This window comes from Actinomyces respiraculi (assembly GCF_014595995.2).
Classification (GTDB): Bacteria; Actinomycetota; Actinomycetes; order Actinomycetales; family Actinomycetaceae; genus Actinomyces; species Actinomyces respiraculi.
Map to the genome: position 1 here is coordinate 1,568,303 of NZ_CP063989.1, position 25,776 is coordinate 1,594,078.

At 70.8% G+C, this 25,776-nt stretch carries 16 protein-coding genes and 4 tRNA genes; 4 read left to right on the forward strand and 16 right to left on the reverse strand.

What is annotated here, in order from left to right; all coding sequences use genetic code 11:
- Positions 1-104 precede the first annotated feature (104 nt).
- From whiA to rapZ, 3 genes are all read right to left on the reverse strand, one after another.
- Entirely contained in the window at positions 105-1,085 is a 981-nt protein-coding gene (whiA, locus tag ID810_RS06535; protein ID WP_166854925.1) for a DNA-binding protein WhiA, read from the reverse strand.
- Positions 1,086-1,156: 71 nt separating this feature from the next.
- Positions 1,157-2,203, reverse strand: coding sequence for a gluconeogenesis factor YvcK family protein (locus tag ID810_RS06540; RefSeq protein ID WP_235931415.1), 1,047 nt, complete (start codon positions 2,201-2,203; stop codon positions 1,157-1,159).
- A 6-nt stretch (positions 2,204-2,209) separates the two neighbouring features.
- Positions 2,210-3,157, reverse strand: a complete 948-nt coding sequence (gene rapZ, locus ID810_RS06545) for an RNase adapter RapZ (protein ID WP_166854924.1) — start codon at positions 3,155-3,157, stop codon at positions 2,210-2,212.
- Positions 3,158-3,194: 37 nt separating this feature from the next.
- Here rapZ and ID810_RS06550 point away from each other — a divergent pair, with 37 nt between their 5' ends.
- Positions 3,195-3,341 (forward strand): hypothetical protein, encoded by a 147-nt coding sequence (locus ID810_RS06550; protein ID WP_166854923.1) that lies wholly within the window; start codon positions 3,195-3,197, stop codon positions 3,339-3,341.
- Here the strand turns inward: ID810_RS06550 and ID810_RS06555 are convergent.
- The 5 genes from ID810_RS06555 to ID810_RS06575 all read right to left on the reverse strand — a co-directional run bounded on the left by ID810_RS06555 (position 3,307) and on the right by ID810_RS06575 (position 7,263).
- Positions 3,307-4,749 (reverse strand): glycoside hydrolase family 1 protein, encoded by a 1,443-nt coding sequence (locus ID810_RS06555; protein ID WP_166854922.1) that lies wholly within the window; start codon positions 4,747-4,749, stop codon positions 3,307-3,309. The two genes, ID810_RS06550 and ID810_RS06555, sit on opposite strands and share 35 nt — an antisense overlap.
- The gene (gene uvrC / locus ID810_RS06560; RefSeq protein ID WP_166854921.1) at positions 4,749-6,962 is read right to left on the reverse strand and encodes an excinuclease ABC subunit UvrC; all 2,214 of its coding nucleotides are present in this window, start codon (positions 6,960-6,962) and stop codon (positions 4,749-4,751) included. Before uvrC ends, ID810_RS06555 begins: the two co-directional genes overlap by 1 nt.
- A 39-nt stretch (positions 6,963-7,001) precedes the next feature.
- Positions 7,002-7,076 (reverse strand) — tRNA-Val (locus ID810_RS06565).
- A gap of 1 nt (position 7,077) precedes the next feature.
- Positions 7,078-7,148 (reverse strand) — tRNA-Cys (locus ID810_RS06570).
- Between the two features lie 42 nt (positions 7,149-7,190).
- Positions 7,191-7,263 (reverse strand) — tRNA-Gly (locus ID810_RS06575).
- A gap of 151 nt (positions 7,264-7,414) precedes the next feature.
- Between ID810_RS06575 and ID810_RS06580 the strand changes: the two genes are divergently transcribed.
- Positions 7,415-7,487, forward strand: a tRNA-Val gene (locus ID810_RS06580).
- 72 nt (positions 7,488-7,559) lie between these two features.
- Here ID810_RS06580 and ID810_RS06585 read toward each other — a convergent pair.
- Positions 7,560-8,936 carry a UTP--glucose-1-phosphate uridylyltransferase gene (locus ID810_RS06585; RefSeq protein WP_166854920.1) on the reverse strand — a complete coding sequence of 459 codons (1,377 nt, stop codon included), beginning with the start codon at positions 8,934-8,936 and terminating at the stop codon, positions 7,560-7,562.
- Positions 8,937-9,132: 196 nt separating this feature from the next.
- Here ID810_RS06585 and ID810_RS06590 point away from each other — a divergent pair, with 196 nt between their 5' ends.
- Positions 9,133-11,745, forward strand: a complete 2,613-nt coding sequence (locus tag ID810_RS06590; protein WP_166854919.1) for a DUF2339 domain-containing protein — start codon at positions 9,133-9,135, stop codon at positions 11,743-11,745.
- 19 nt (positions 11,746-11,764) lie between these two features.
- On the opposite strand, the gene uvrA is transcribed toward ID810_RS06590, so the two are convergent.
- Entirely contained in the window at positions 11,765-14,611 is a 2,847-nt protein-coding gene (gene uvrA / locus ID810_RS06595) for an excinuclease ABC subunit UvrA (protein WP_166854918.1), read from the reverse strand.
- 143 nt (positions 14,612-14,754) lie between these two features.
- On the opposite strand from uvrA, the gene ID810_RS06600 reads away from it, so the two are divergent.
- Positions 14,755-15,039: a YciI family protein gene (locus tag ID810_RS06600; protein WP_166854917.1), complete on the forward strand. Its 285-nt coding sequence runs from the start codon at positions 14,755-14,757 to the stop codon at positions 15,037-15,039.
- A 24-nt stretch (positions 15,040-15,063) separates the two neighbouring features.
- Here ID810_RS06600 and ID810_RS06605 read toward each other — a convergent pair whose 3' ends face one another.
- From ID810_RS06605 to rpsA, 6 genes are all read right to left on the reverse strand, one after another.
- Positions 15,064-17,712, reverse strand: coding sequence for an HAD-IC family P-type ATPase (locus ID810_RS06605; protein ID WP_243856477.1), 2,649 nt, complete (start codon positions 17,710-17,712; stop codon positions 15,064-15,066).
- Positions 17,713-17,743: 31 nt separating this feature from the next.
- Positions 17,744-18,754 carry a TerC family protein gene (locus tag ID810_RS06610; protein ID WP_166854916.1) on the reverse strand — a complete coding sequence of 337 codons (1,011 nt, stop codon included), beginning with the start codon at positions 18,752-18,754 and terminating at the stop codon, positions 17,744-17,746.
- A 264-nt stretch (positions 18,755-19,018) separates the two neighbouring features.
- Positions 19,019-21,115: an excinuclease ABC subunit UvrB gene (uvrB, locus tag ID810_RS06615; RefSeq protein ID WP_166854915.1), complete on the reverse strand. Its 2,097-nt coding sequence runs from the start codon at positions 21,113-21,115 to the stop codon at positions 19,019-19,021.
- Positions 21,116-21,139: 24 nt separating this feature from the next.
- Entirely contained in the window at positions 21,140-22,348 is a 1,209-nt protein-coding gene (gene coaE, locus ID810_RS12455) for a dephospho-CoA kinase (RefSeq protein WP_166854914.1), read from the reverse strand.
- Between the two features lie 43 nt (positions 22,349-22,391).
- On the reverse strand, positions 22,392-24,065 hold the full coding sequence (locus ID810_RS06625; RefSeq protein WP_166854913.1) for a hypothetical protein: 1,674 nt from the start codon (positions 24,063-24,065) through the stop codon (positions 22,392-22,394).
- A 218-nt stretch (positions 24,066-24,283) separates the two neighbouring features.
- Positions 24,284-25,738: a 30S ribosomal protein S1 gene (gene rpsA / locus ID810_RS06630; RefSeq protein WP_166854912.1), complete on the reverse strand. Its 1,455-nt coding sequence runs from the start codon at positions 25,736-25,738 to the stop codon at positions 24,284-24,286.
- Between the last annotated feature and the right edge of the window lie 38 nt (positions 25,739-25,776).

The following is a 25,776-nucleotide window of genomic DNA, read 5'->3' on the forward strand; positions in this document are numbered from 1 at the left end:
GCGAGCGCCCGGCACGCCACAGGCGAACACGGCGGCCCGACGCGGACCGTGAGGCGACGGCGCACCAGGGTCGGCGTTGACGTCAGGGACCCTGGTCCTAGGGTTCAGAGGTCGAGCATGTCCCGGGTGAGCACGGACTCGGTGTCCGCCACCCCCCGCTCGTGGGCCCGCTTGTCCGCCATGGCCAGCAGGCGGCGGATGCGCCCGGCCACGGCGTCCTTGGTCAGCGGCGGATCGGAGAGCTGACCGAGCTCCTCCAGCGAGGCCTGCTTGTGCTCCACGCGCAGGCGGCCGGCCTGCAGCAGGTGCTCGGGCACCTCCTCCCCCAGGATCTCGAAGGCGCGCTCGACGCGGGCACCGGAGGCCACGGCGGCGCGGGCCGAGCGCCGCAGGTTCGCGTCGTCGAAGTTCGCCAGCCGGTTGGCGGTGCCGCGCGTCTCGCGGCGCGAGCGGCGCTCCCCCCAGGCGGTGTGGGCCTGGGTGGCACCCATCCGCTCGAGCAGGATGCCGATGGCCTCACCGTCGCGCACGACCACGCGGTCGGCTCCGCGCACCTCGCGCGCCTTGGCAACGATGTCGAATCGCCGTGCGGCCCCAACCAGGGCCAGGGCCGCCTCGGAGCCCGGGCAGGTGACCTCGAGGGAGGAGGAGCGTCCTGGCTCGGTGAGCGATCCGCGCGCGAGGAAGGCACCGCGCCAGGCCGCCGCCGCGGCGCTGCGCCCACCCTGGATGACGGCGACGGGCATGCCGCGCACGGGCCTGCCGCGCCCGTCGACCAGGCCGGTCAGGCGTGCGAGGTCCTTTCCGCGCTCGCTCACGCGCAGGACGTAACGGTTGCCCCGGTGCAGGGAGCCGCCGCGTACGACGACGACCTCAGGCTCGACGCTGTAGAGGTCCTTGAGCTCGCGGTGCAGGCGGCGGACCGCTCCCCCGTGGTCGAGCTCGGCCTCGACGACGATCGTGCCGCCGACGATATGCAGTCCGCCGGCGAAACGGAGCATGGAGGCGACTTCGGCACGGCGTTGGGAGGAGGTGCCGGGGGCCACCTGGGCCAGTTCGTCCTTGACGGTCACCGTCAGCGACATGGGGTGGCTCCTGTTCGTCGGGGCAGTGGCGGTACTGGGGTGGTGGTTGTACTGGGGTGCAGGGTAACGCCTCAGCCTGTGGTGTCAGGGGTCGGGGGCGTTGCCAGGTCCGCGATCACCCCGTCGAAGGAGTCGCGGAAGGCGGCGGCCAGACGCAGCGAGTCGTGGTGGCCCAGACCGTCACTGGTGCGGACCTGGCGCAGGACGAGCACGGCGCCCGTGAGGCGGGCCGCCTCCTCGAGGGCGGCGACGTCGTCGACGGTGGAGGGGTCGGCCACGACGACGTCCAGGCGCAGCTCGGGGGCGTACTCGTGCAGCACGCGCACGTGGTCCGCCGGCGTCATGTTCTCAGTCTCGCCGCGCTGCGCGGTGAGGTTGAGCACGAGGACCTTGCGGGCGCGGGTGCTCACCAGGGCCTCGCGCATGGAGTCGAGCACCAGGTGGGGAAGGACGGAGGAGTACCAGGAGCCCGGGCCGAGCACGACCCAGTCGGCCTCGGCGATGGCCTTGACGGCCACGGGGTGGGCGACGGCGTCGGCCGGGCTCAGGCACACGTGCTCGATGCGTCCGCGTGCCGTGGCGACGGCGACCTGCCCGCTCACGCGTGAGCGCCGCTCGCCGTCGACGACGTCCGCCTCGATGACCAGTGGCGAGGAGCTCATGGGCACGACCCGGCCGTGGATGGACAGCAGGCGCCCCACCCAGTCCAGGCCCCCGACGTCGTCACCCAGCAGCTGCCACAGGGCGAGGATGAGGAGGTTTCCCAGGGCGTGGTTGTCGAGCTCGCCGTCACCGGCGAAGCGGTGCTGGAGAACGTCACGCCAGGTCAGGCCCCACTCGGAGTCGTCGGTGAGGGCCGCCAGGGCCATGCGCAGGTCCCCGGGGGGCAGGCAGTCGAACTCCTGGCGCAACCGGCCCGAGGAGCCGCCGTCGTCGGCCACGGTGACGACGGCGGTCAGGCGCTGTGTGACGTGGCGCAGGGCCCGCAGGGTGGCGGACAGGCCGTGCCCACCACCCAGGGCGACGACGCGCGGGCCCTCCTGACCGCGTCGGCGCCAGCCCTCGGCGTCAACGGTGGTGGTTGCGGTGTGTGCTGTGGACACAGTGTTCTCAGTCACGACGCCTCACTCCCTGCCGAGGTCCCGGTGCTGGGTGACCACGCTCAGGCCCTGGGAGCGCAGCCTCGCCCCCACCCGTTCGGCCGTGGCCACTGAACGGTGCTTGCCCCCGGTGCAGCCGACGGCGATGGTGACGTTGGGCTTGAGCTCGTCAACATAGTGCGGCAGTGCCTGGGCGAGCAGGTCGGCGTAACCGTCGACGAAGGCGGCCGCCCCGTCCTGCCGGAAGACGTACTCCGCGACGGGCGCGTCGCGGCCGGTGAGGTGGCGCAGCTCGGAGACCCAGTAGGGGTTGGGGATGAAGCGGACGTCGAGCACGTGGTCGGCGTCCATCGGCAGCCCGTACTTGAAGCCGAAGGACATGACCGTCACGTGCAGCGGCAGCTCGGCGTCGTCGGCCACCACTTCACGCACCCGCCGGGCGAGCTCGTGCACGGACAGGCTGGTGGTGTCGATGACCTCGTCGGCGATGCCCTTGAGTCCCGCCAGGAGCGTGCGCTCGTGCGCGATGCCGTCGAGGATGGTGCCCGAGCCCTGCAGCGGGTGGGGGCGGCGCGAGGACTCGAAGCGGCGCACGAGGGAGGTGTCGTCGGCGTCGAGGAAGATGACGCGCACCGTCGTGCCGGTGTCGCGCAGCTCGCCCAGGTAGCGCAGGAAGGAGGAGAAGAAGGCCCGTGAGCGCACATCCACCACGGCGGCCAGGCGGTGCACGCCGGGGCCGACGGTGGTCATCATGCCCGCCAGGGCGGGCAGCAGCTGGGGCGGCAGGTTGTCGACGACGTACCAGTCGAGGTCTTCGAGCGCGTTGGCGGCGCGTGAGCGTCCGGCCCCGGACATGCCGGTGATGATGATCATCTCGGGGCGCCCGGCGGGAGGCACCGGAGGCGTGGCCTCGTCGATGGCGGGGATCTCGATGGGCACCGTGTCCTGGACCGGGTCGCGCTGGACGCTCATGGAGCGATCATGGCATGCACCCCGGCGACGTGGGCCCATGAGCAGCACTCTCGGTCCGCTGGGCACGCCCTGGACGACGAGCGCGACGAGCGCCGCCCCGCTGGGGCTGCCGGTGGACACGGCCCTGCGCGCCCCGGGCGCAGCCGGGCTCAGGGAGTCAGGACAGCGCCGTTGGAGGCAATGACCCGGCGGTACCAGCTGAAGGACTGCTTGCGGTAGCGCTCCAGGCTGCCCGTGCCGTCGTCGTGGCGGTCGACGTAGACGAAGCCGTAGCGCTTGGACATCTGCGCGGTGGAGGCGCTGACGCAGTCGATGCAGCCCCACGCGGTGAAGCCCATGACCTCGACGCCGTCGGCGATGGCCTCGCGCACCTGGACGAGGTGGTCGTTGAGGTAGCTGATGCGGTAGGAGTCCTCCACCGTGGGACGACCGTCGGCACCGGTGACGAGCTCGTCGTGGGTGCCCAGGCCGTTCTCGACGATGAACAGGGGCTTGCCCCAGCGGTCCCAGTAGTCGTTGAGGATGGTGCGCAGGCCCAGCGGGTCGATGGCCCATCCCCAGTCGGAGACCTCCAGGGTGGGGTTGACGACGCCGCCCATGAGGTTGCCGCCCCCGGGCTGGCGCGGCCGGGTGGCCGTCTCGCACGAGGACATGTAGTAGGAGAAGGACACGAAGTCGACCGTGTGCTCGGCCAGGGTGCGGCGGTCCTCCTCGGTAACCACCAGCTCGACGCCCTTGGAGGCCAGGGAGCGCAGGAAGTAGCCGGGGTAGCGGCCCCTCACGTGCACGTCGCCGAAGGCGTAGTTGGCGCGCTCGGCCTGCTTGGCCGCCCACACGTCGCGCGGGTCCGGGGTGAGGGGGTAGAAGGGGACGGCCAGGATCATGCACCCGACCTTGAGCGCGGGGTCGATCTCGTGGGCGATGCGCGTGGCGCCGGCCGAGGCGACGAGCTCGTGGTGGATAGCCTGGTAGAGGTCCTGCTCGCTCAGCTCCTCCTTGGGGGTGGCGATGCCGCCCGACATGAAGGGCTCGTGGAGGACGGAGTTGATCTCGTTGAAGGTCAGCCAGTAGCGCACGCGCGAGCCGTAGCGCTCGAAGAGAGTGCGTGCGTAGCGCTCGTAGAAACCGATGAGGCGCCGGTCGGTCCACCCGTTGTACTCGCGGGCGAGGGCGAGTGGCGTCTCGTAGTGGCTGATCGTGACGACCGGCTCGATGCCGTGGCGCTCGAGCTCGTCCAGGACGCGGTCGTAGAAGGCCAGGCCATCCTCGTTGGGCCGCTCCTCGTCGCCGCGGGGGAAGATCCTCGACCAGGCGATCGAGAAGCGGAAGGTCGTGAAGCCCATCTCCGCCAGCAGGGCGATGTCCTCGGCGTAGCGGTGGTAGAAGTCGGTTCCGACGAGCTTGAGGTTGTCCGGTGTGGGTCCCTCGGTGGGAGGGCCGACGACGCCGCGCGGCATAACGTCCTGGACGCTCAGGCCCTTACCGGCGACGTCGTAGGCTCCTTCGTACTGGTTGGCGGCCAGGGCTCCGCCCCACAGGAAGCCGTCGGGGAAGCGCTCCGGCGCGCTGGGGCCGGCAGGTGCGCAGGTCATCATCGTTCTCCTTCACTCGGGGTGGGGGCGGGCGTCTGGCCGCCCAGGTGCTCCAGGACGCTCGCGGCCAGCACGGGGCCGATGCCCTTGACGGCGGCGACCTGCTCAGGCGTGGCCTGGCGCAGGCGCTTGACCGACCCGAAGGCCTTGAGCAGGGCCGCCTGGCGGGCGGGCCCGAGCCCGGGGACGGCGTCGAGGACCGAGCGGGTCATCCCCTTGGTGCGCTTGGAGCGGTGGTGGGTGATGGCGAAGCGGTGCGACTCGTCGCGCAGGTGCTGCAGCAGGTAGAGGGCCGGTGAGGTCCGGGGCAGGACGACGGGGAACTCCTCCCCCGGCACCCACACCTCCTCCAGGCGCTTGGCCAGGCCGATGAGGGGCGTGTCCAGGCCGAGTCCGTCCAGGACGGCACGGGCCGCGTTGACCTGTGGCAGGCCGCCGTCGACGACGACGAGGCCGGGGGCGTAGGAGAAGCGCCGGGCGCGGCCGGTGGTGGGGTCCACCGGGCCCGAGGCGATGGCGACGCCGTCGCCCTCCTCACCGACGAGCTCGCGCTCGGCCTCGCTCAGCTCAGCGCCCTGCTCGGCCAGCAGGCGGGTGAAGCGGCGGGTGAGGACCTCGCTCATGGCGGCGGTGTCGTCGGCGGCCCCGTGGCCCTCGGGCCCGCGGACCGTGAAGCGGCGGTAGTCGGACTTCCTGGGGGCGCCGTCCTCGAAGACGACCATGGAGCCGACCTGGTAGGTGCCCTGCGTGTGGGAGATGTCGTAGCACTCGACGCGCAGCGGCGCCTCGGGCAGGTCGAGGGCGTCGGCCAGCTCCTCCAGGGCCTGGGCGCGCTGGGTCAGGTCCCCGGCACGTCGGGTGCGGTGCAGGCGCAGGGCCTCCTCGGCGTTCTTGCGCACCGTGTCCATGAGGGCGGCCTTGTCTCCGCGGCGGGGCACACGCAGGTCCACCTTGGCACCGCGCAGGGCGGTGAGCCAGGAGGTCACGGAGGCGGCGTCCGGCGGCAGGACGGGGACGAGGATCTCGCGGGGCACGGCGGTGGTGGCGGTGTGGGCGACGTCGTCGACGCTCGTGGCGGCGGCTGTGCGGTCCTCGCGCAGGCGGCCGTCGCGACCCTCGGCCCCCGTGCCGACCCGCTGGGCGGGGGCGGAGGGGGCGCGGTGCCCGACGCCGAGGGAGGTCGTCGGGCCGGAGGCGGCCGGGGCGCCCATGGCGGTGCCCACGGGGGTGGCGGCCGGGGCCGCGTCGGCGGCGTCGACGTTGTCGGAGGGGGTGACGAGATCGGCGTAGACCTGCTGGAGCAGGCGCTCCACCAGCTCGGCGTCGGAGGCCTCGTCGAGAAGGTCGATGACCCAGCCGCGCTGGCCGCGCACGCGCCCGCCGCGCACGTGGAAGACCTGGACGGCGGCGGTCAGCTCGTCCCTCACGAGGGCGAAGACGTCGGCGTCCGTCGCGTCGTCGAGGACGACGGCGTTCTGCTCAATGACCTTCCTCAGGGCGGCGACGTCGTCGCGCAGGCGGGCGGCCTTCTCGAAGTCGAGGGCGGCTGCGGCCACCTGCATCTCGGACTCGAGCTCGCGCAGGTACGGGCCTGTGCGCCCGGACATGAAGGCGCACAGGTCCTCCGCGAGGCGCCGGTGCTCGGGAGCGCTCACGCGCCCGACGCAGGGGGCGGCGCACTTGTCGATGTAGCCGAGCAGGCAGGGGCGGCCCGACGCGTGGGCGCGCTTGAAGACGCCCGAGGAGCAGGAGCGCACGGGGAAGACTCGCAAGAGCTGGTCGAGGGTCTCGCGGATGGACCAGGCCTGGACGTAGGGGCCGAAGTAGCGGGTGCCGGGTTTGCGGGCGCCGCGCACCACCATGGCCCGGGGGTAGGTCTCCTGCATGGTGACGGCCAGGTACGGGTAGGACTTGTCGTCCTTGTACATGACGTTGAAGCGGGGGTTGAACTCCTTGATCCAGGAGTACTCCAGGGCCAGGGACTCGACCTCGGTGGACACGACGGTCCACTCGACCGCGCAGGCGGTGGTCACCATCTTCTGGGTGCGCGGGTGCAGGGCCGCCAGGTCCTGGAAGTAGCTCGACAGGCGCGCGCGCAGGTTCTTGGCCTTGCCGACGTAGATGACGCGCCCCTCGGCGTCGATGAAGCGGTAGACGCCGGGCGACGTGGGGATCTCCCCGGGTGCGGGGCGGTACGTCGAGGGGTCGGCCATGAGGTGCAGCGTATCGGGGTGCCACAGTGGCACCGTGGGTGGTGGGCGATACTGGGTTCGAACCAGTGACCTCTTCCGTGTCAGGGAAGCGCGCTACCGCTGCGCCAATCGCCCGAGGTGGGTACCGGATTCGAACCGGTGTCAACGGCTTTGCAGGCCGGTGCCTAACCTCTCGGCCAACCCACCGCTGAGTGCTGGGGGCTGCTGGGAGAGCTCCCGGCTCCTCAGAGCGGATGACGGGACTCGAACCCGCGACCCTCACCTTGGCAAGGTGATGCTCTACCAACTGAGCCACATCCGCGTGCTGCCATGAACTGCTCCGAGGAGACGTTCGCGACAGATTGAACAGTAGCCCGGCGTCTCAAGGCTGTGCAAATGACATGGCGGTGATCCACCTCACCGGCACCCTGTTTGCTCCGGTGGCCCGCCTGCCGTTAGCCTGGCCGCGCACCGGGCGATTGGCTCAGGGGTTAGAGCGCCTCGTTCACACCGAGGAGGTCACTGGTTCGATTCCAGTATCGCCCACCGGATGCGTGAGGGCCCGGAACCGTGGTGGTTCCGGGCCCTCATTGCTTACCGGTACCTGGGGCCGACGCCTCACAGGCGCGTGCCGGAGGCGATGACCCCCGGGGCGCCCTCCTCCCCCACGACGGCGTCACCCGTGGCCACGACGTCGTTCTCGAAGGTCCAGTCACCGGTGACGGTGAGGGTGTGGGCCTCGCGGATCGAGGGCACTCCCTGGGCGAAGCGGGCCTCGAAGTCCGCGATCCGCTTGTAGTAGCGCTGGTCCAGGCTGACGGTGCAGGCCTCGTCGGGCACCATCTGCAGCAGGCCGTCCTCGTCGACCTCGTAGACGTCCGAGCGCACGAGCAGCAGGTCGTTGGTGGTCTTGACCGGCAGGAAGCGGCTGCGGGGCACCTCGACCGCGGTCGCGCCCTCGAAGGCCTCGACGGCTGCCCCCATGGCCGTCTCCATCTGGATGACGGGGGTGGAGGAGGCGTCGGAGGGGTCGACGGTCTTCTCGTTCCTGATGAGCGGCAGGCCGAGGATGCCTTGGCGCTCAACGAGTGTGTCGCGCAGGACCTGCAGGTCGAACCAGAGGTTGTTGGTGTGGAAGAAGGGGTGGCGGAACTGGTCGGTGAAGTAGTGCATCTGCTCCGGCGGCGTCTGGGCCGTGTCGCGCAGGATGATGCGGCCGTCACTCTTGCGCACGGCGAGGTGTCCACCCTTGACGTCGGCCGGGGTGCGTCGGCACATCTCGGGGGCGTAGGGGGCGCCTGAGGCGGCGAACCAGCCGGCGATGTGGGCGGAGGGGGCGGCACCGAGGTTGTCGGAGTTGGAGGTCATGGCGTAGCGGAAGCCGCGCTCAAGGAGGGCGTCGAGGACCCCGGAGGCGACGAGCGCCGTGTAGATGTCGCCGTGGCCCGGCGGGCACCACTCCAGCGACGGCTCCGCCTCCCACGTCACGGGGGTCAGGTCGTCGGCGCGCAGCTTGGGCTCGCGGTTCTGCAGGAAGTCCAGGGGCAGGCCCTCGACCTCGATGCCGGGGTGCTGCGCGAGGGCGTTGAGGGTGTCCTGGCGGGTGCGGAAGGAGTTCATGAAGATGAGCGGTAGCTCGACGTCGTAGGTGGCGCGCGCGGCCATCACTTGGTCGACGAGCAGGTCGAGGAAGGTCTTGCCGTCGCGCACCGGCAGCAGGGACTTGGCCTGGTCCATGCCCATGGAGGTGCCCAGCCCGCCGTTGAGCTTGATGAGCACCGTGCGTGAGAGCGCCTCGCGCGCCTGCTCCTCGCTGACCTCAACGTCCTCGATGGAGTCGATCTCGGTGAGCGGCTCGATCGTCTCCTCGGGGATGAGACCGGTCGCGCCCTGCTCGAGGGAGCGGTAGTAGTGGGTGAAGACGCCGATGGCCTGCTCGGCGACGCCGCCGGCACGCATCTTGTCCTGGGCAGCAGTGAGTCCGTTCTCGCTCATGGACGCAGGTTATCTCCCTGGCGGCAACGTATGTGACCACGGATTGCCCGGGCCTTGACCAGACTCAGTGGCCCCTCCGTGACCCATCAGTGCACCAGTGCATCCGGCGAGTTGTCCACAGGGGACGCACTTCCCCTGGGCGTCAGGCACCTGAGCGCATAGCCTGGCCCTGCAGACCCCGAACGGAGGCATCCCCATGTCCCTCGACACTGACGCCGACGACCCCAGGGCACGTCGCGAAGAGCGGCCCGTCGATCTCTCTGAGGTCCTACGCCGCCTCGACGTCTTGGACCGCAAGATCGACTGGATCGCGCGCCGCGTCAGTCCTGGAGAGGCACCTGCGGCTGAGCGGTCGGCGGCGCCCGTGGCGGCGGCTCCCGCCCGGTCGACGGTGCCTGAACCGGCCACGGCACATCGCTTCGCCCCGCCGACGGCGGCCGCCCCGTCCCAGCCCCGGCCATCGTCTGCGGACCCCTTCGCCGCGCCGACGGCGACGCCCCGCCCGGCGGCCCCTGTTTCCCCGGCGGCCGACCCCTTCATCAGGCCGACGGCGGCCAGCTCCTCCCAGCCCCAGCCGATGCCAACGCCCCGGCCGGTCGGCCCGGTGGGAACGGCCAGGCCAGTGGCCCCAGCCAGTCCGGGGTGGTGGAGCCAGGCGCGCTCGGAGGGCAACATCGGCCGCTACGCGCTGTCCGGCGCCGCCGCGCTGCTCGTGCTGCTCGCCGCCGTCACGCTCATCGCCTACGTGTGGGACTCGATCCCCGACACGGTCAAGGTCGTCGCCCTGGGGGTCGTGAGCATCAGCCTGGTCGTCGGCGGCACCCTGCTGGGCCGGAGCCGACTGCGTCAGGCGGTTGCCGCGGCGACGCTGACGGGCACCGGCGGGGCCCTTGGCTTTGTCACAGTCATCGGCGCGGTCCTGCTCGACACCGGCATGGGCTCCCTGGACGCCTTCGGGCTCATGTCCCTGTGGGGCGTGGTCCTGCTACTCGTCTCCCGGATGACCGCCCAGGGCTTCACCTCCATCATCTCGGCCCTCGGCGGCCTCGTCACCGTCGGCTTCTCGGCCAACCAAGTGCGCACCGGTGCGGCAGACGCGGTACAGACCTGGGCGATGGTTGCTCTGCTCATCGTCGTCCTGGCGATCACCTCCGCCGTCCTGCTGCGCATGCGCGCTGACACCGCCGCCCTCGTACGTCCCGCTTCCCCCGTTGCCCTCGGTGCCATCCTCATGGCGCCGCTGTACGACCTCACCTCCTCCTACGCCTTCCTCGTGCTGGTCCTCATGCTGGTGCCGGTGGCGGCGCTGTACGCGGAGACGATCGATGATGCTCTTGTCCCCAACCGGTGGCGGCTTCCCGCCGGCTTCGGTATTGGCGCCGCGGGTCTCATGTCCTTGGTTGTCGTCGGCCAGCTGCTGGCCGCGCCGTGGCCCCAGTGGCGCTCACAGCACGGTCCCACCATCGGTGCCGCCGGCGTCCTCCTGCTGCTGACCGCCCTCACGCTGGTCCTGCTGCTCCTGCGTCCCTCACGTGAGGGCTGGCGGCGACCCTCGGTCATCGCCCATCTTGTGGTGGTCGCCGTCGTCAGCGGGATGTCCGTGCTCGCCGAGCCGGCACTCAGCCTTCTCGCCGCAGCGGCGATCGTGATCGCGGCCCTGCCGGCGGTCAGCGAGTCCTTCGCCTTCGCCGTCCTCACCCCGACCGTCATCATGCTCCTGACGGTGGTCCAGCAGTACCGCGTGTCCTCCATCGAGCGCCTGGGACAACTCATCGCCCTGCTCGTCGCCGTGGCCGCGGCGCCCATGCTCGAGGCGCAGCTGCTCACTGCGCCGGTGCAGGTGCCCGTCATGCCGCCGGCCGGCTGGGTCCCTCCGACCACCGCGCAGGCTGGTGGGCACACCGAGGCTCCGGACATGCGTGCGGCGGCCCTGGCGCAGCGCCACCGCACGCTCCTGGCCGCGACCTGGGTCCTGGCCGCTGCCCTCGGCGTAGCACTGCCCGTCATCGTCTCCGGCTGGCTTGAGGGCCAGGAACAGGCCTCGTTCCCGACGCTGCTGGCCGGAGGTGTGGGCGCCGGCCTCGTGCTCGCCGGCCTGTTCCGGCAGCCAGTCACGCCCCTCGAGCTCATCCGGGGCCAGGCGCTGAGCCGACCCGTTCCCGCCTCACCGGCGCCGGCACCACTGGCCTGGCTGGGTTTCGCTGCCTCGGGTCTGCTGAGCGTGTCCCAGCTGGCGGTGACGCGCACGACCGGCGTCGTCTGGGACGGAGCGCACGTCGTCGTGGCGCTCGGCCTGGCGGTGCTCGCCGTGCGGGTCCTGAGCCCCTGGATCCGCCGGACGGCGCCGCTGATAGCCAGCGCCGTGCTGCTGACCGTCGTCACGTGCGCCAGTGTGCTCACCTTGGCGGACACCGGCATGCAGAGCGTCCTCATGACGGTCACGATCCTGGCGACGGGCTCCGTGTGCATCGTGCTGGGATTCAAGGCGCGTCTGACGATGCTGCGCCACTACGGTCTTGTGCTCGTGCTCGTGTCCGTGCTCAAGCTGGCGGTACTCGACATCGGCGACCAGAGCCCGCTCACGAGGATTCTGGCCCTGCTGACCGCCGGCCTGGTCTGCTTCGGCCTGTCCCTGGCCTACAACAAGGTGGCCAATGACGCCAGTGACGCCGCCCAGGCCTCACGAGCCAACGGGCCGCAGCCGGGCTCCGGGACCCAGCCGGGTTCCGGGACCCAGGCACCGGTGGCGCCGCCCTCGTATGGCGTGCCTCCCGAGGGGGCGGGGCGCTGGCAGCCGCCGCAGTCCTGAGCCCGAATCTGCGGCGGGCTCAGGCCCGGGCGCGCTCGAGAAGCGGGCGCAGGTAGCGTCCCGTGTAGGAGGCCTCGTCCTTGGCCACCGCTTCGGGCGCGCCCGTGGCGACGACGGTGCCGCCGCCCTTGCCGCCCTCGGGGCCCATGTCGATGACCCAGTCGGCGTTGGCGATGATGTCCAGGTTGTGCTCGATGACGACCACCGAGTTGCCCTTGTCGACCAGCCCTTGCAAGACGCCGAGGAGCTTGCGGATGTCCTCGAAGTGCAGGCCCGTCGTCGGCTCGTCCAGCACGTAGATCGTGCGGCCGGTCGAGCGGCGCTGGAGCTCGGTGGCGAGCTTGACACGCTGGGCCTCACCGCCCGAGAGGGTCGTGGCCGCCTGGCCCAGGCGCACGTAGCCCAGTCCCACCTCGACAAGCGTGTTGAGGTGTCGGGCGATAATCGGCGTCGCCGCGAAGAAGTCCGCGGCCTGGCGGATCGTCATGTTAAGGACGTCGGCGACCGTCTTGTCCTTGTAGCGGATCTCCAGGGTCTCGCGGTTGTAGCGCGCACCGTCACAGACCTCGCAGGGCACGTACACGTCCGGCAGGAAGTTCATCTCGATCTTGAGCGTGCCGTCACCCTTGCAGGACTCACAGCGCCCGCCCTTGACGTTGAAGGAGAAGCGGCCGGGGCCGTAGCCACGGACCTTCGACTCGGGCACGGAGGCGAAGATCTTACGGATGTGGTCCCACACGCCGGTGTAGGTCGCCGGGTTCGAGCGCGGGGTGCGCCCGATGGGCGACTGGTCCACGTGGACCACCTTGTCCAGGTGCTCGAGCCCGCGCACGGTCTTGTGCCGTCCGGGCACGCCCCGGGCGTGGTTGAGACGGTTGGCCAGCACCTGGTAGAGGATCGCGTTGACGAGGGAGGACTTGCCGGAGCCGGACACGCCCGTGACCGCCGTGAGCAGGCCCAGCGGGAAGGAGACGGTCACGTCCTTGAGGTTGTTCTCGCGCGCACCCACGACGGTGAGCTCACGTCCCTTGACCGGGCGCCGACGCTTCGCGGGCACCTCGATGCGGCGTCGGCCGGCAAGGTAGTCGCCGGTGACGGAGCCCTCGCAGGCCAGCAGCCCGGCGACGGGACCGGCGTAGACGATCTCGCCACCCTTCTCCCCCGCGCCGGGGCCGATGTCGACGACGTAGTCGGCCGAGCGGATCGTGTCCTCGTCGTGCTCGACGACGATGAGCGTGTTGCCCAGGTCGCGCAGCTTCTCCAGCGTCTCGATCAGGCGCGTGTTGTCGCGCTGGTGCAGGCCGATGGAGGGCTCATCCAGGACGTACAGGACGCCGACGAGCCCGGAGCCGATCTGGGTGGCCAGGCGGATACGCTGGGCCTCGCCGCCGGACAGGGTAGCGGCACCGCGCGAGAGGCTGAGGTAGTCCAGGCCGACGTCGACGAGGAAGCCCAGGCGGGCGCTGATCTCCGCCAGGACGCTGCGGGCGATCTGGGCGGTCTGGCCGGTGAGCTCGAGGTCGTGCAGGAAGTCGCGAGTGTCGCTCACGCTCATGTCGCACAGCTCGGCGATGGACTTGTCCCCCACACGCACGGCCAGGACCTCGGGCTTCAGGCGCGTGCCGGAGCAGACGGGGCAGGGCACCTCGCGCATGTAGCCCTGGTAGCGCTCCTTGGACCACTCGGAGTCGGTCTCGTCGTGCTTGCGCATGACGTAGTCGATGACGCCCTCAAAGCCGGTGGAGTAGATGCGCTCACGGCCCCAGCGGTTGCGGTAGCGGACCTTGACCTCGTAGTCATTGCCGCGCAGGATCGCCTCCTTGGCGCGCTCGGGCAGGGCGCGCCACGGGGTGTCGACATCGAAACCGAGGTCGGCTCCCAGCGCCTTGAGGGTGCGGGTGAAATACTTCTGGTGGATGGTCCAGGGGGCGACGGCGCCCTCGGCGAGGGTCAGCTCCTCGTCGGGGACGACGAGGTCGGGGTCGACCTCGAGGCGGCTACCCAGGCCGGTGCAGGCGGGGCAGGCGCCGTAGGGGGCGTTGAAGGAGAAGGTGCGCGGCTCCATCTCGTCGAGCTGGAGGGGGTGCTCGTTGGGGCAGGCGCGCTTCTCGGAGTAGCGGTGGTAGCGGTCCGGGTCCTCCTCGGCCAGGTCCACCTTGTCGATGATGACGAGCCCGTCGGAGAGCTGCAGGGCGGTCTCGACGGAGTCGGTGAGGCGCTGGCGGATGCCGTCGCGCACGACGAGGCGGTCGACGACGACCTCGATGTCGTGCTTGATCTTCTTATTCAGGGCGGGGACCTCACCCAGGCGGTGGGTCTCGCCGTCCACACGCACGCGCGAGAAGCCACGGCCGGTGAGCTCCTCGAAGAGCTCGGTGTACTCGCCCTTGCGTCCGCGCACGACAGGCGCGAGGACCTGGAAGCGGGTGCCCTCGTCCATGGAGCGCACCCGGTCGACGATCTGCTGGGGAGTCTGGGAGGAGATGACGGCGTCGCACACGGGGCAGTGCTGTACGCCGGCGCGGGCGTAGAGCAGACGCAGGTAGTCGTAGACCTCGGTGACGGTGCCGACGGTGGAGCGCGGGTTGCGTGAGGTGGACTTCTGGTCGATGGAGACGGCCGGGGACAGGCCCTCGATGAAGTCGACGTCCGGCTTGTCCATCTGGCCGAGGAACTGGCGGGCGTAGGAGGACAGGGACTCGACGTAGCGACGCTGCCCCTCGGCGAAGATCGTGTCGAAGGCGAGGGAGGACTTGCCTGAGCCGGACAAGCCCGTGAAGACGATCATCGTGTCACGGGGCAGGTCCAGACTCACGCCCTTGAGGTTGTGCTCGCGGGCGCCGCGAATGATGAGGGAGTCGTTCACGGCGTTCAGTCTATGGGGGTTCAGGCGGCTGTGGAACACGTGTTCGATTGGAGTGTGCGAGGCCTTGCCCACGTTCATCACCCCAGGGTCCGCCCTCCCGGCTCCCCTGCCGTGACGGATGGCATTGGTTCTAGGGTGTGACCATGAGCAAGATCTTCGCCGTCGAGTACCACTACGTCACCGACCGGGACGAGGCCATGGCCGAGGTCCGTCCCTCCCACCGGGCCTTCAACGCCTCGCTGGCCGAGCAAGACCGTCTGCTGGCGGCCGGCCCCTATGTGGGCTCCCACGACGCCCTCATCATCGTGCGCGCCGAGGACGAGGCGGGGGCGCTGGCCCTGCTCGAGGAGGACCCCTTCCACCAGGCCGGCTTCATCGCCGAGCGCGCCGTGCGCGAGTACAACCCGGTTATCGGCATCCTCGCGTAGTCCTCGCGTCAGCCGGGACTGGTCTTAGCGCCGGTCTCGGTTCACCCGGTCGCTCAGTGCGAGCATCCACCGGGCCATCGCCAGTGTCTGGATCCCGGCCACCGCTGCCCCACCGCCGACGGCGATGACGCTCCACGTTCCCCAGGTGGGCCACTGCAGCAGGAAGAACTCGCGCACCGGCGCGATGAGGACGCCGAGCACCGCCAGGGATCCCATGAGGATGATGAGGCCGAGCCGCCAGCCCAGCAGCGGTCGGGCGGTGAGCGTGAGCAGCCACAGCCCGGCCACGACGAGCACGAGGGTGGCTGCCGTCGTCACTTGCCCGTCGGGGGCGCCGGCGATGACGAGCCACTGGCGGGTCAGTAGCGTGGCCGTGCCGGCGACGAGCCCGGCGGGCACCGCCAGGGCGAGCACCCGGCCCAGGAAGCCCGAGCGGTAGCGCTGGGTGTTGGGCGCCAGGGCCAGGACGAAGGCCGGGATGCCGATGGTGAGCGAGGAGACGATGGTGAGCTGGCGCGGCAGGAAGGGGTAGGAGATCGCCGTGATGGCGACAACCACCGCGATGAGGCTGGCGTAGACCGTCTTGGCCAGGAACAGGGAGGCGATGCGCTCAGTGTTGGCCATGACGCGCCGGCCCTCGGCGACCACCCCCGGCAGGGTGGAGAACTCGCCGCTGAGCAGGACCATGCGGGCCACGGCCTTGGTGGCCGGCGCCCCGTTGCCCATCGCGATGCCCAGGTCCGCCTCCTTCAAGGCCAGGGCGTCGTTGACGCCGTCACCGGTCATAGCGACGGTGCGCTCGCGGTGGTGCAGGGCGCGCACGACGGCCTTCTTCTGCTCGGGCGTCACCCGGCCCAGGACCTGCGCCGCGTCGAGGGCCGTCGCCAGGCGCTCGAGGTCGTCGGGGTCGGAGACCTCGGTGGGCAGATCCCGTGCGTCCAGGGCGACGGGGGCCCCGCCGTCGGGGGCCCGCACACCGGCGCCGCGGGCGACGGCGGCGACGGTGACGGGGTTGTCGCCACTGATGACCTTGACCTCGACGCCCTGCTCGGCGAAGTAGCCCAGGGTCTGCCCGGCGTCGGGCCGGATCTCCTCGCGCAGCAGGACCAGGCCGGCCGCCTCACGGTCAGCGGGCAGGGCTGCGTCGCCGTCGTCGGCAGTGCCGAAGGTCTGGGCTGAGCGCGCCAGCGCGACGACGCGCGTGCCCTCGCCGGCCAGATCACGTGAGCGCGCCAGCAGGCCGTGGGGGTCGCCTGCGCCGTCGAGAACGATCTCGGGGGCGCCGAGCACCCAGGCCTCGCCGTCGAGCACGATGCCGGACCACTTGCGGCGCGAGGAGAAGGCAACCGCCGAGTGGCTACGGGGGGCCACCGCCCGCACCCCCTCGACGAGCCGGCCGTCCGTCCCGGAGCCGATGGACCGTCCGCTCAGCCCCTCAAGGACGGCCTCTGCGGTGGCGTTGGGGTCCGTGGTGCCCGTCAGCGCGAGCAGCGGCTGGCGCAGGGACTCCATCGCCCCCGGGGCCCCATCGGGACCGAGGACGTCGTGCAGCGTGATGCGGCCCGTGGTGAGCGTGCCGGTCTTGTCCAGGCACAGCGTGTCGACGCGGGCCAGGACCTCAACGGCCGGCAGCTCCTGGACGAGGACCTTCCGACGGGCGAGCTTGAGGGAGGCCGTGGCGAAGTTGACGCTGGTGAGCAGGACCAGGCCCTGCGGGACCATGCCGACGACGCTGGCGACGCCCGAGACGAGCGCGGTCCGCCACTGACCGTCGGCCAGCGCGGCCGCCGTGCCGCCGTCGGACAGACGCAGCTGGGACCAGAAGACGAGTAGGCCGACGGGCACGATGACCCAGGAGATCCACCGCAGGATGCGGTTCGTGCCGGCCTGCAGCTCGGAGGTCACGAGGCTGTAGCGCCTGGCTTCCGTGGCCAGGCGGTTGGCGTAGGCGTCGGCGCCCACCGCGGTGGTGCGCACGAGCGCCGTGCCGGCGGTGACGGTGGTGCCCGACAGCACCCGGTCCCCCGGGTCGGGGCGTACCGGGTCCGACTCCCCGGTGAGGATCGACTCGTCGACCTCAAGGCCGTCCGCCTCCAGGACGAGGGCGTCAGCGGGCACCTGCTCGCCACTGCGCAGGCGCAGGACGTCGTCGAGCACGACGTCGGCGGGGTCAATATCGTCCTCGTGCCCGTCGCGGATGGCGTGGGCGACGGGGGCGTCGAGGAGGCTGAGGCGGTCGAGCGCACGCTTGGCCTTGACCTCCGCAAGGGTGCCGGTGGCCGTGTTGATGACGAGGACGAAGCCGAAGAGGGCGTCCGCCCAGTGCCCGAAGATGAGGGTGAGGACGAGGGCGACGACGATGATCGCGTTGAAGATCGTGAAGACGTTGCCGCGCAGGATCTGGGCGGCCGAGCGGGAGGTGCGCACCCTGAAGGCGTTGGTGCGCCCCTGCCTCACCCGCGCGGCGACCTCGGCGGCACTCAGGCCCGTCAGGCCGGTGGCGCTGGGCACTCCCGTGGGTTCACCGCGGCACCGAGCGCGCCTGGTGTCACGCCGGGCGCGCCGGTCCTGGCTCTCGCGGGACATGCGCGCCCCGGTGCGGCTGGCAATGGCGCGCGCACGGCTGCGCCCGGTGCCCTCGACGGGACGCTGCCCGCCCTCGCTGTCACTCACCATTCGCCTCCTCGTACTCGACCGGCGCCGTTCAGACCCGGGTGGCCTCGCTCTGGGCACGCGAGCGGTGTCGCGAGCCGATGACCGAGGCGATCAGGGTGATGAGGACGACGACGACGATAAGGCCCAGGGAGACGGCGGTGGAGGGCTCGGGGATGACCTCCCAGTGCTCACCACCGTTGATGAAGGGCACCTCGTTGGTGTGCAGGGCGTGGTTGACGAGCTTGAAGCCGATGAAGCCGAGGATCGCGGCCAGGCCGTAGTGCAGGTAGATGAGGCGGTCGAGCAGGCCGTCGATGAGGAAGTAGAGCTGACGCAGGCCCAGCAGGGAGAAGGCGTTGGCTGCGAAGACGAGGTAGGGCTCGGAGGTGAGCGAGTAGATCGCGGGGATGGAGTCGACGGCGAACATGACGTCCGTGGTGCCCACGGCGATGATGCACAGCAGCAGGGGGGTGATCATCGTGCGCCCGGCGTGACGGTGGAGGAGCTTGCCGCCCACGAAGCCGTCGGTCATCGGGATGACGTGGGCGATGAGCTTGACGAAGCCCGTGGGCCTCCACTCCTCGTCCTGCGCGCTGTCATCCTCAACCCCCTGGCGGGCCTGGGAGATGGCCGTCCACAGCAGGTAGGCACCGAAGATGTAGAAGACCCAGGAGAAGTTCTCGATGAGGGCGGCGCCGGCGAGGATGAAGACCAGGCGCAGGATCAGGGCGATGACGATGCCCGCGAGCAGAACCTCCTGCTGGTACTTCCGGGGGACCCGGAAGGAGGAGATCATGATGACGAAGACGAAGAGGTTGTCGACGCTCAGCGACTTCTCGGTGATGTAGCCGGCGACGTACTGCTGGCCGTACTCACCGCCCCACACGCCCCACACGATGAAGCCGAAGACGATGGCGATGGCGATGTAGGCGATGGACCACGAGGCGGCCTCCTTCATGGAGGGCTCGTGCGGGGTCTTGACGTGGCCGACGATGTCGACGCCGATCATGACGATGATGATGACGGCCAGTGCCAGCCATCCAAGGACGTGGACGTCCACGTGATGCTCCTCCGGTACAGGGGTGGTACCGGAGGTCTCCTCCCGCCTCCCCGCCCGCATGGGGCGCCGGGGGCGGCCTGCGGCGCCGGGGGCCGTCACGGGCCGTGGCCCGGTGCCGGTCCGCCGTGATGACGACGCCGCCGTTGGTGGGAGTACTCCCCTCCGAATCGACAGGCAGAGTCTATAGGCCCTCAGTCCCCCGGAAACGACCCGCATCCGGACGGCGGGTGTGCGCTTGCGCACCCGCCGACGCTCTCGGGGCCGTCAGGAGGCGCCGCGCATGTCGCGCAGCTCCTTCTTGAGGTCCTGGATCTCGTCGCGCAGGCGGGCGGCAAGCTCGAAACTGAGGTTCTCCGCGGCCTGGTGCATCTGCTGGCTCAGCTCGTCAATGAGACCCACCAGGTCCTCCTGCGCAGCCCCGGCGAGCCTCTCGCGCACGGTCGCCTCGGCCGCCCGCTTGCGCCGGGCGGTCACGCTCGCGGGCTCGTGCCCGCGGTAACCGCCGGCCAGGAGCTCCTCGGTGTCAACGTCCTCACGCGCGAGCATGTCGGTGACGTCCGCGATCCTCTTGCGCAGGGGCTGAGGGTCGATCCCGTGCTCGGTGTTGTAGGCGATCTGCTTGATGCGGCGCCGCTCGGTCTCCTCGATGGCCTCACGCATCGCGGGGGTCACCTTGTCGGCGTACATGTGGACCTCACCGGAGACGTTGCGGGCAGCACGCCCGATGGTCTGGATGAGGGAGGTGGTCGAGCGCAGGAAGCCCTCCTTGTCCGCATCCAGGATCGCCACGAGGGAGACCTCGGGCAGGTCCAGGCCCTCGCGCAGGAGGTTGATGCCCACGAGCACGTCGAACTGCCCCAGCCGCAGCTCGCGCAGGAGCTCGACGCGGCGCAGGGTGTCGACGTCGGAGTGCAGGTACTCCACCCGCACACCCCGGTCCGCCAGGTAGGTGGTCAGGTCCTCCGCCATGCGCTTGGTCAGGGTGGTGACCAGGACGCGCTCGTCCTTGTCGGTGCGCGAGCGGATCTCCTCGAAGAGGTCGTCGATCTGCCCCTCGGTGGGCTTGACGACGACCTTGGGGTCCACCAGACCCGTGGGTCGGATGATCTGTTCGACGACGCCGTCGGAACGCTCCATCTCATAGGTGCCGGGCGTGGCGGACAGGTAGACGGTCTGGCCGACCCGGTCCTCGAACTCGGCGAAGGTCAGCGGCCGGTTGTCCAGGGCGGAGGGCAGACGGAAGCCGTGCTCGACGAGGACGCGCTTGCGCGAGGCGTCGCCCTCGTACATGGCGCCCACCTGCGGGACGGTCACGTGCGACTCGTCGATGACGAGGAGGAAGTCCTCGGGGAAGTAGTCCAGGAGCGTGTTGGGGGGCGTGCCGGGGCTGCGCCCGTCCATGTGCATGGAGTAGTTCTCGACGCCGCTGCAGCTGCCGATCTGCTGGAGCATCTCAAGGTCGTAGGTGGTGCGCATGCGCAGGCGCTGGGCCTCCAGGAGCTTGCCGTCGCGCTCAAGGATCGCCAGCCGCTCGGCCAGCTCGACCTCGATGCCCTCGATGGCCTTGGCGAGCCTCTCGGGGCCGGCGACGTAGTGGGAGGCGGGAAAGACGTAGACCTGGTCGGTCTTGGCGATGACATCGCCGGTGACCGGGTGCAGGGTGGACAGGGACTCGATCTCGTCGCCGAAGAACTCGATGCGGATCGCCAGTTCCTCATACATGGGGATGATCTCGACGGTGTCGCCACGCACGCGGAAGGTGCCGCGCGTGAAGTCGATGTCGTTGCGCGTGTACTGCATGGTGACGAAGCGCCGCAGGAGCTCGTCGCGGTCGATCTCCTCCCCCACGGACAGTGGGGTCATCCGGTCGACGTACTCCTGGGGCGTGCCCAGGCCGTAGATGCAGGACACCGAGGACACCACGACGACGTCGCGGCGGGTAAGCAGGGAGTTCGTCGCGGAGTGACGCAGGCGCTCGACCTCGTCGTTGATGGAGGAGTCCTTCTCAATGAAGGTGTCCGTCTGCGGGACGTAGGCCTCGGGCTGGTAGTAGTCGTAGTAGGAGACGAAGTACTCGACCGCGTTGTTCGGCAGGAGCTCACGGAACTCGGCGGCCATCTGCGCGGCGAGGGTCTTGTTGGGCTCGAGGATGAGGGTGGGGCGCTGGACCTGCTCGATGAGCCAGGCAGTGGTGGCGGACTTGCCCGTGCCGGTGGCACCGAGCAGGACGACGTCCTTCTCACCGGCGTTGAGGCGCTCGGTGAGATCGGTGATGGCGATGGGCTGGTCACCGCTGGGGGTGTACCGGCTGACGACCTCGAAGGGCTTGTTGGTACGGCGCAAGTCGGTGACGGGTCGCATGGGTGCAGGCTACGCTCGCGTGCCTCAGTTCTCGATCTCGGGGTCCTCGGCACGCGCCTGCTGGACTCGGTGCTCCCAGAGCCAGGCGACGCCGTCGGCGAGGGCCTCCTCGGTGCCGTCGTTGAGCAGGACGACGTCGGCGAGGGCACGCCGGTGGGTGTCGGTGGCTTGGGCACGCACTCGTGCCTCGGCCTGCTCCGGAGGCAGCCCGCGCTGTTCGAGCCTGGCCAGGCGTTGGGCCATGGGGGCCTCGACGACGACGACGAGGTCGAAGAGGTCCGCCATGCCCGCCTCGGCCAGCAGCGGGACGTCGTAGACGCCCACGCGACCGGGGCCGACGGCCTCAAGCTGCTCGGCGGCGGTCTGGGCGATCCACGGCAGGGTGATCGCCTCCAGGTCGGCGCGTGCCCGCGGGTCCTCGAAGACCCGTGCGGCCAGGGCCGGGCGATTGACGGCCCCGTCGGCGGTGAGAACCTCGTCGCCGAAGCGCTCACGCAGCCGCCCGATCCTGGCGGAGCCGGGAGCCAGGGCCTCGCGGGCCAGGGCGTCGGCGTCGACGACGAGGGCGCCGTGGTGGGCGAGCAGGCGGGCGACGGTGGACTTGCCGGAGCCGATGCCGCCGGTCAGGCCCACGCGCAGGGGGCGCGCCGGGCGCGGGACGCGGATCCTGCTGTGGCCCTCGCGCCAGGCCCGGTGTCGACGGACCTGGTCGATGAGCTCGACGAGGAGCCGTGCCAGGGCCTCCTGCTCCACAGCGGTGGAGGGTTCGGCGGCGGGCAGGTGCAGCATCCCAGCGAGGGCCTCGTCACGCCCCTGCGCCCGGCAGGCGGTGAGGCAGGCTGCCAGGACCGCGGCGCTCAGCGGGTCGGTGCTGTTGCAGACCTCAGCGGTGGCGCCGTGGGCGCGCAGCCGCCCGGCCAGCGGGTCCGCCGGCCACGTGGGCTCCAGACGGGTGCCGTCCTCGGTGCGGGCCGTGGCCACCAGGCACAGTCCGGCGGCCTGGGTGCCGACCGCCAGGTGCACGACGACGTCGGGGCTCAGGGTCTCGATGAGCGCGGCGGCCCGGGCGCCGGCCCCGGCAGGGTCAGCGGGTAGGAGCTTGCGCTCCAGGCGCAGCGGGCCGGCCCCGGCCAGGGGGATCTGTGTCGGCACCAGGCTCAGGAGGTCCCGGCCGCCGGCTGTGGGAGCGCAGGCGGTGACGAGGGCGGTGAGGGCGTGGTCGGCGCCGTTCATGTCGTGAGGGTAACGAGGCCGCTGCCGTGTGGGTGTACCGGGCTCACAACTGCTCGCTGCCCGCCTCCGGTCCGGCCAGGCTCGCGGCCACAGCCTCCAGCCGGGCGACGAGGTCCGCGTCCGGTTCGGGGGTGCGCGCCAGCTGAGCGCGGGCGCGCGACAGTGCCTCGTGGGCGGCGTCGGAGGCGTCCTCAGCCGGGGCGTCGGTGAGACGGCGCGTCAGGTGCTCAGCGATAAGCGTCATGGTGCGTGCCGTGGTGGCGGCGTTTCCGATGGCGTCGGCCAGGACGGTCAGGCGCTCGCGGGTACGTGAGACGTTCCAGGCCCCGACGAGCTCGGCCGCCCGCTCCCAGCCGTGCTCCGAGCGGGCCGTGGCCCCGGAGTTCTCCGCGGCGCGCGCGCCGATCACCGTTGAGGCCAGGGCCAGGTCCGTCCACCCCTGGGACAGGCACAGCTCCGTGGTGTCCTCGCACTCGCGGCAGGCCCGCTCACTCGCGCCGAGCAGGACGAGCAGGCGGGCGAAGGCCAGGCGCAGCTCGACGATGGTCTCGAGCTGGGACTCGTCGATGACGAGGGCCAGCGACTGGCTGACCTCCTCCGCCGTCGTCATCGCCTGCTCGCGCACACTGTCCACGCCGTAGCCGGAGGCGGTGACCAGCACCTCCCGGGTGCGGGCCAGCAAACGCGCCTGGTTGGCCAGGACCCGCCGGTCGGCCACGGTGCCGGTGACGGTGCCGTAGGCCCTGGGCCCAAGCGAGCCCGCCGCGGCGGACAGCCGTCGCCCCACCCTCGTGCCCACGCCCGTGCTGCCGTTGCGCATGTCGAAGGAGGCGGCCAGGGCCCGGGCGAAGGCGGTAACGTCCTCGTGGGCGTGGCTGAGGGTGTCCCAGGAGGAGACCTTGAGCCGCTGCCCGGCCGCCTCCAGGAGGATGTCGGCGCCCAGAGCCCGCGCACTGTCGCCCTGGCGCACCGCCTCGGCGAGCAGCTGGCCGGTGCCGACGGCCTGCTGGAGTACCGACCAGGGCGTGGCCGCCGTCGGCTCGGGCGCGGTCGCGTGCCGCAGGAGCGCAAGGCCCCGCTCCCACTGACCGGACAGGGCCAGGTAGCTGCTGACGTCTGCGCGCACACGCGCCGCAACGACGCCGGGCACCTCCGAGAGTGTCAGGCGCATGAGGGCGTCCTCGGCCTCGACGCGCTGGCCCTGGGCGAGGTGGGCGAGCAGGACACCGGACAGGAGCAGGGGGTCCTGGGCGAGGGGCCCGGAGGCGGCGGTCGCGGTGCGCACGGCGCCGGTGTCGTCGTCGTGGAGACGGGCGGTGGCGAGCGTGGCGTGGACATCGGGGGCGCCGAAGGTGTCCAGACGTGCCGAGCGCAGGGCGGGCACGGCCTCGTCGGGGGTGCCGAGCGGTCCGCAGAGCTCGACGGCGGCGTAGCGCAGGGGCAGGAGTGAGGCACCGGTGAGCATGCGCCAGGCCCGGCAGGCGGCGGTGGCCGCCTCAATGACGCCGAGCGGGTGGGCCGGGTCCTCGCCGAGGGTGACGAGCCAGCGCCGGTCCACCGCGGCCACGGCGGCGGCAATTCCAACGGCCTCCTCAGCTGAGGGTTCCTCGTCGGGCGCGTCGGAGACGAGTAGCTCGAGCAGCCGAGTGGCGGTCTGGGGGCTGCGGGGGTCGCCGGCCGCCGCCAGGGCCTCGGGAACGCTGCTCCAGCGGGTCATGTCTGCCTCTCGTCAAGGGGTGCTCGGAAGGTCGGCCCGACCCTCCTGGCACAGCCTGGCACACGGGGCGGGGTGCGCGACGGGGACTGCGGCCCACGTCCAACGAGGTCCTGGACGTCACGGGCCCAGCACGGCGTCGCCCCGACCACCGCAGTGGTCGGGGCGACGTTCGTCCTGTCAGCTTCGGGTACGCGCGCGTACCCGGCTGCTCAATGTGCTCAGTTGCCGGTCAGCTTCTCGCGCAGAGCGGCCAGCGCCTCGTCGGAGGCCAGGGTGCCGGTGGACTCGTTCGAGGTCGAGGAGTACGAGGCGGCACCGGCCGGGGCCGCGGCGTCGCCCGTCTCGGTGTCCTCCTCGAGAGCCTTGGCGACCTGAGCCTTGTGGGCCTCCCACCGGGCGTGGGCGGCGGCGTACTCCGCCTCCCAGGCCTCGCGCTGGGCGTCGTAGCCCTCGAGCCACTCGTTGGTCTCCGGGTCGAAGCCCTCGGGGTACTTGTAGTTGCCGTTCTCGTCGTACTCGGCGGCCATGCCGTACAGCGACGGGTCGAAGTCCTCGGAGGCGGGGTCGACACCCTCGTTGGCCTGCTTGAGGGACAGCGAGATGCGGCGACGCTCGAGGTCGATGTCGATGACCTTGACGAAGACCTCGTCACCGACCTTGGCGACCTGCTCGGGCACCTCGACGTGACGCTGGGCCAGCTCGGAGATGTGGACCAGGCCCTCGATGCCGTCCTCGACGCGGACGAAGGCACCGAAGGGGACGAGCTTGGTGACCTTGCCCGGGACGACCTGGCCGATGGCGTGCGTGCGGGCGAAGGCCTGCCACGGGTCCTCCTGGGTCGCCTTGAGCGACAGGGAGACGCGCTCGCGGTCGAAGTCGACGTCGAGAACCTCGACGGTGACCTCGTTGCCGACCTCGACAACCTCGGACGGGTGGTCGATGTGCTTCCAGGACAGCTCGGAGACGTGGACGAGGCCGTCGACGCCGCCGAGGTCCACGAAGGCACCGAAGTTGACGATGGAGGAGACCACACCGGTGCGGACCTGACCCTTCTGCAGGGTCTGGAGGAAGTTCGTGCGGACCTCGGACTGGGTCTGCTCGAGGTAGGCGCGGCGGGAGAGGACGACGTTGTTGCGGTTCTTGTCCAGCTCGATGATCTTGGCCTCGAGCTCGCGGCCCACGTAGGGCTGCAGGTCGCGCACGCGGCGCATCTCCACGAGGGAGGCGGGCAGGAAGCCACGCAGGCCGATGTCGAGGATGAGACCGCCCTTGACGACCTCGATGACGGTACCGGTGACGACGCCGTCGTCCTCCTTGACGCGCTCGATGGTGCCCCAGGCACGCTCGTACTGGGCGCGCTTCTTGCTCAGAAGCAGGCGCCCCTCCTTGTCCTCCTTCTGGAGCACAAGGGCCTCGATCTCGTCGCCGACGGAGACGATCTCGTCGGGGTCGACGTCGTGCTTGATGGACAGCTCACGAGCGAGGATGACGCCCTCGGTCTTGTAGCCGATGTCGAGCAGGACCTCGTCGTGGTCGACCTTGACGACAGTGCCCTCGACGATGTCGCCGTCGTCGAAGTACTTGATGGTCTCGTCGACGGCGGCGAGGATCTCCTCGGTCGAGCCGATGTCGTTGACGGCGACCGGGGCGGGGCTGGGCGTGTTGGTGGTCATTGAGTGGTTGCTCCGAATACGGACAGATGGGTCGGGTG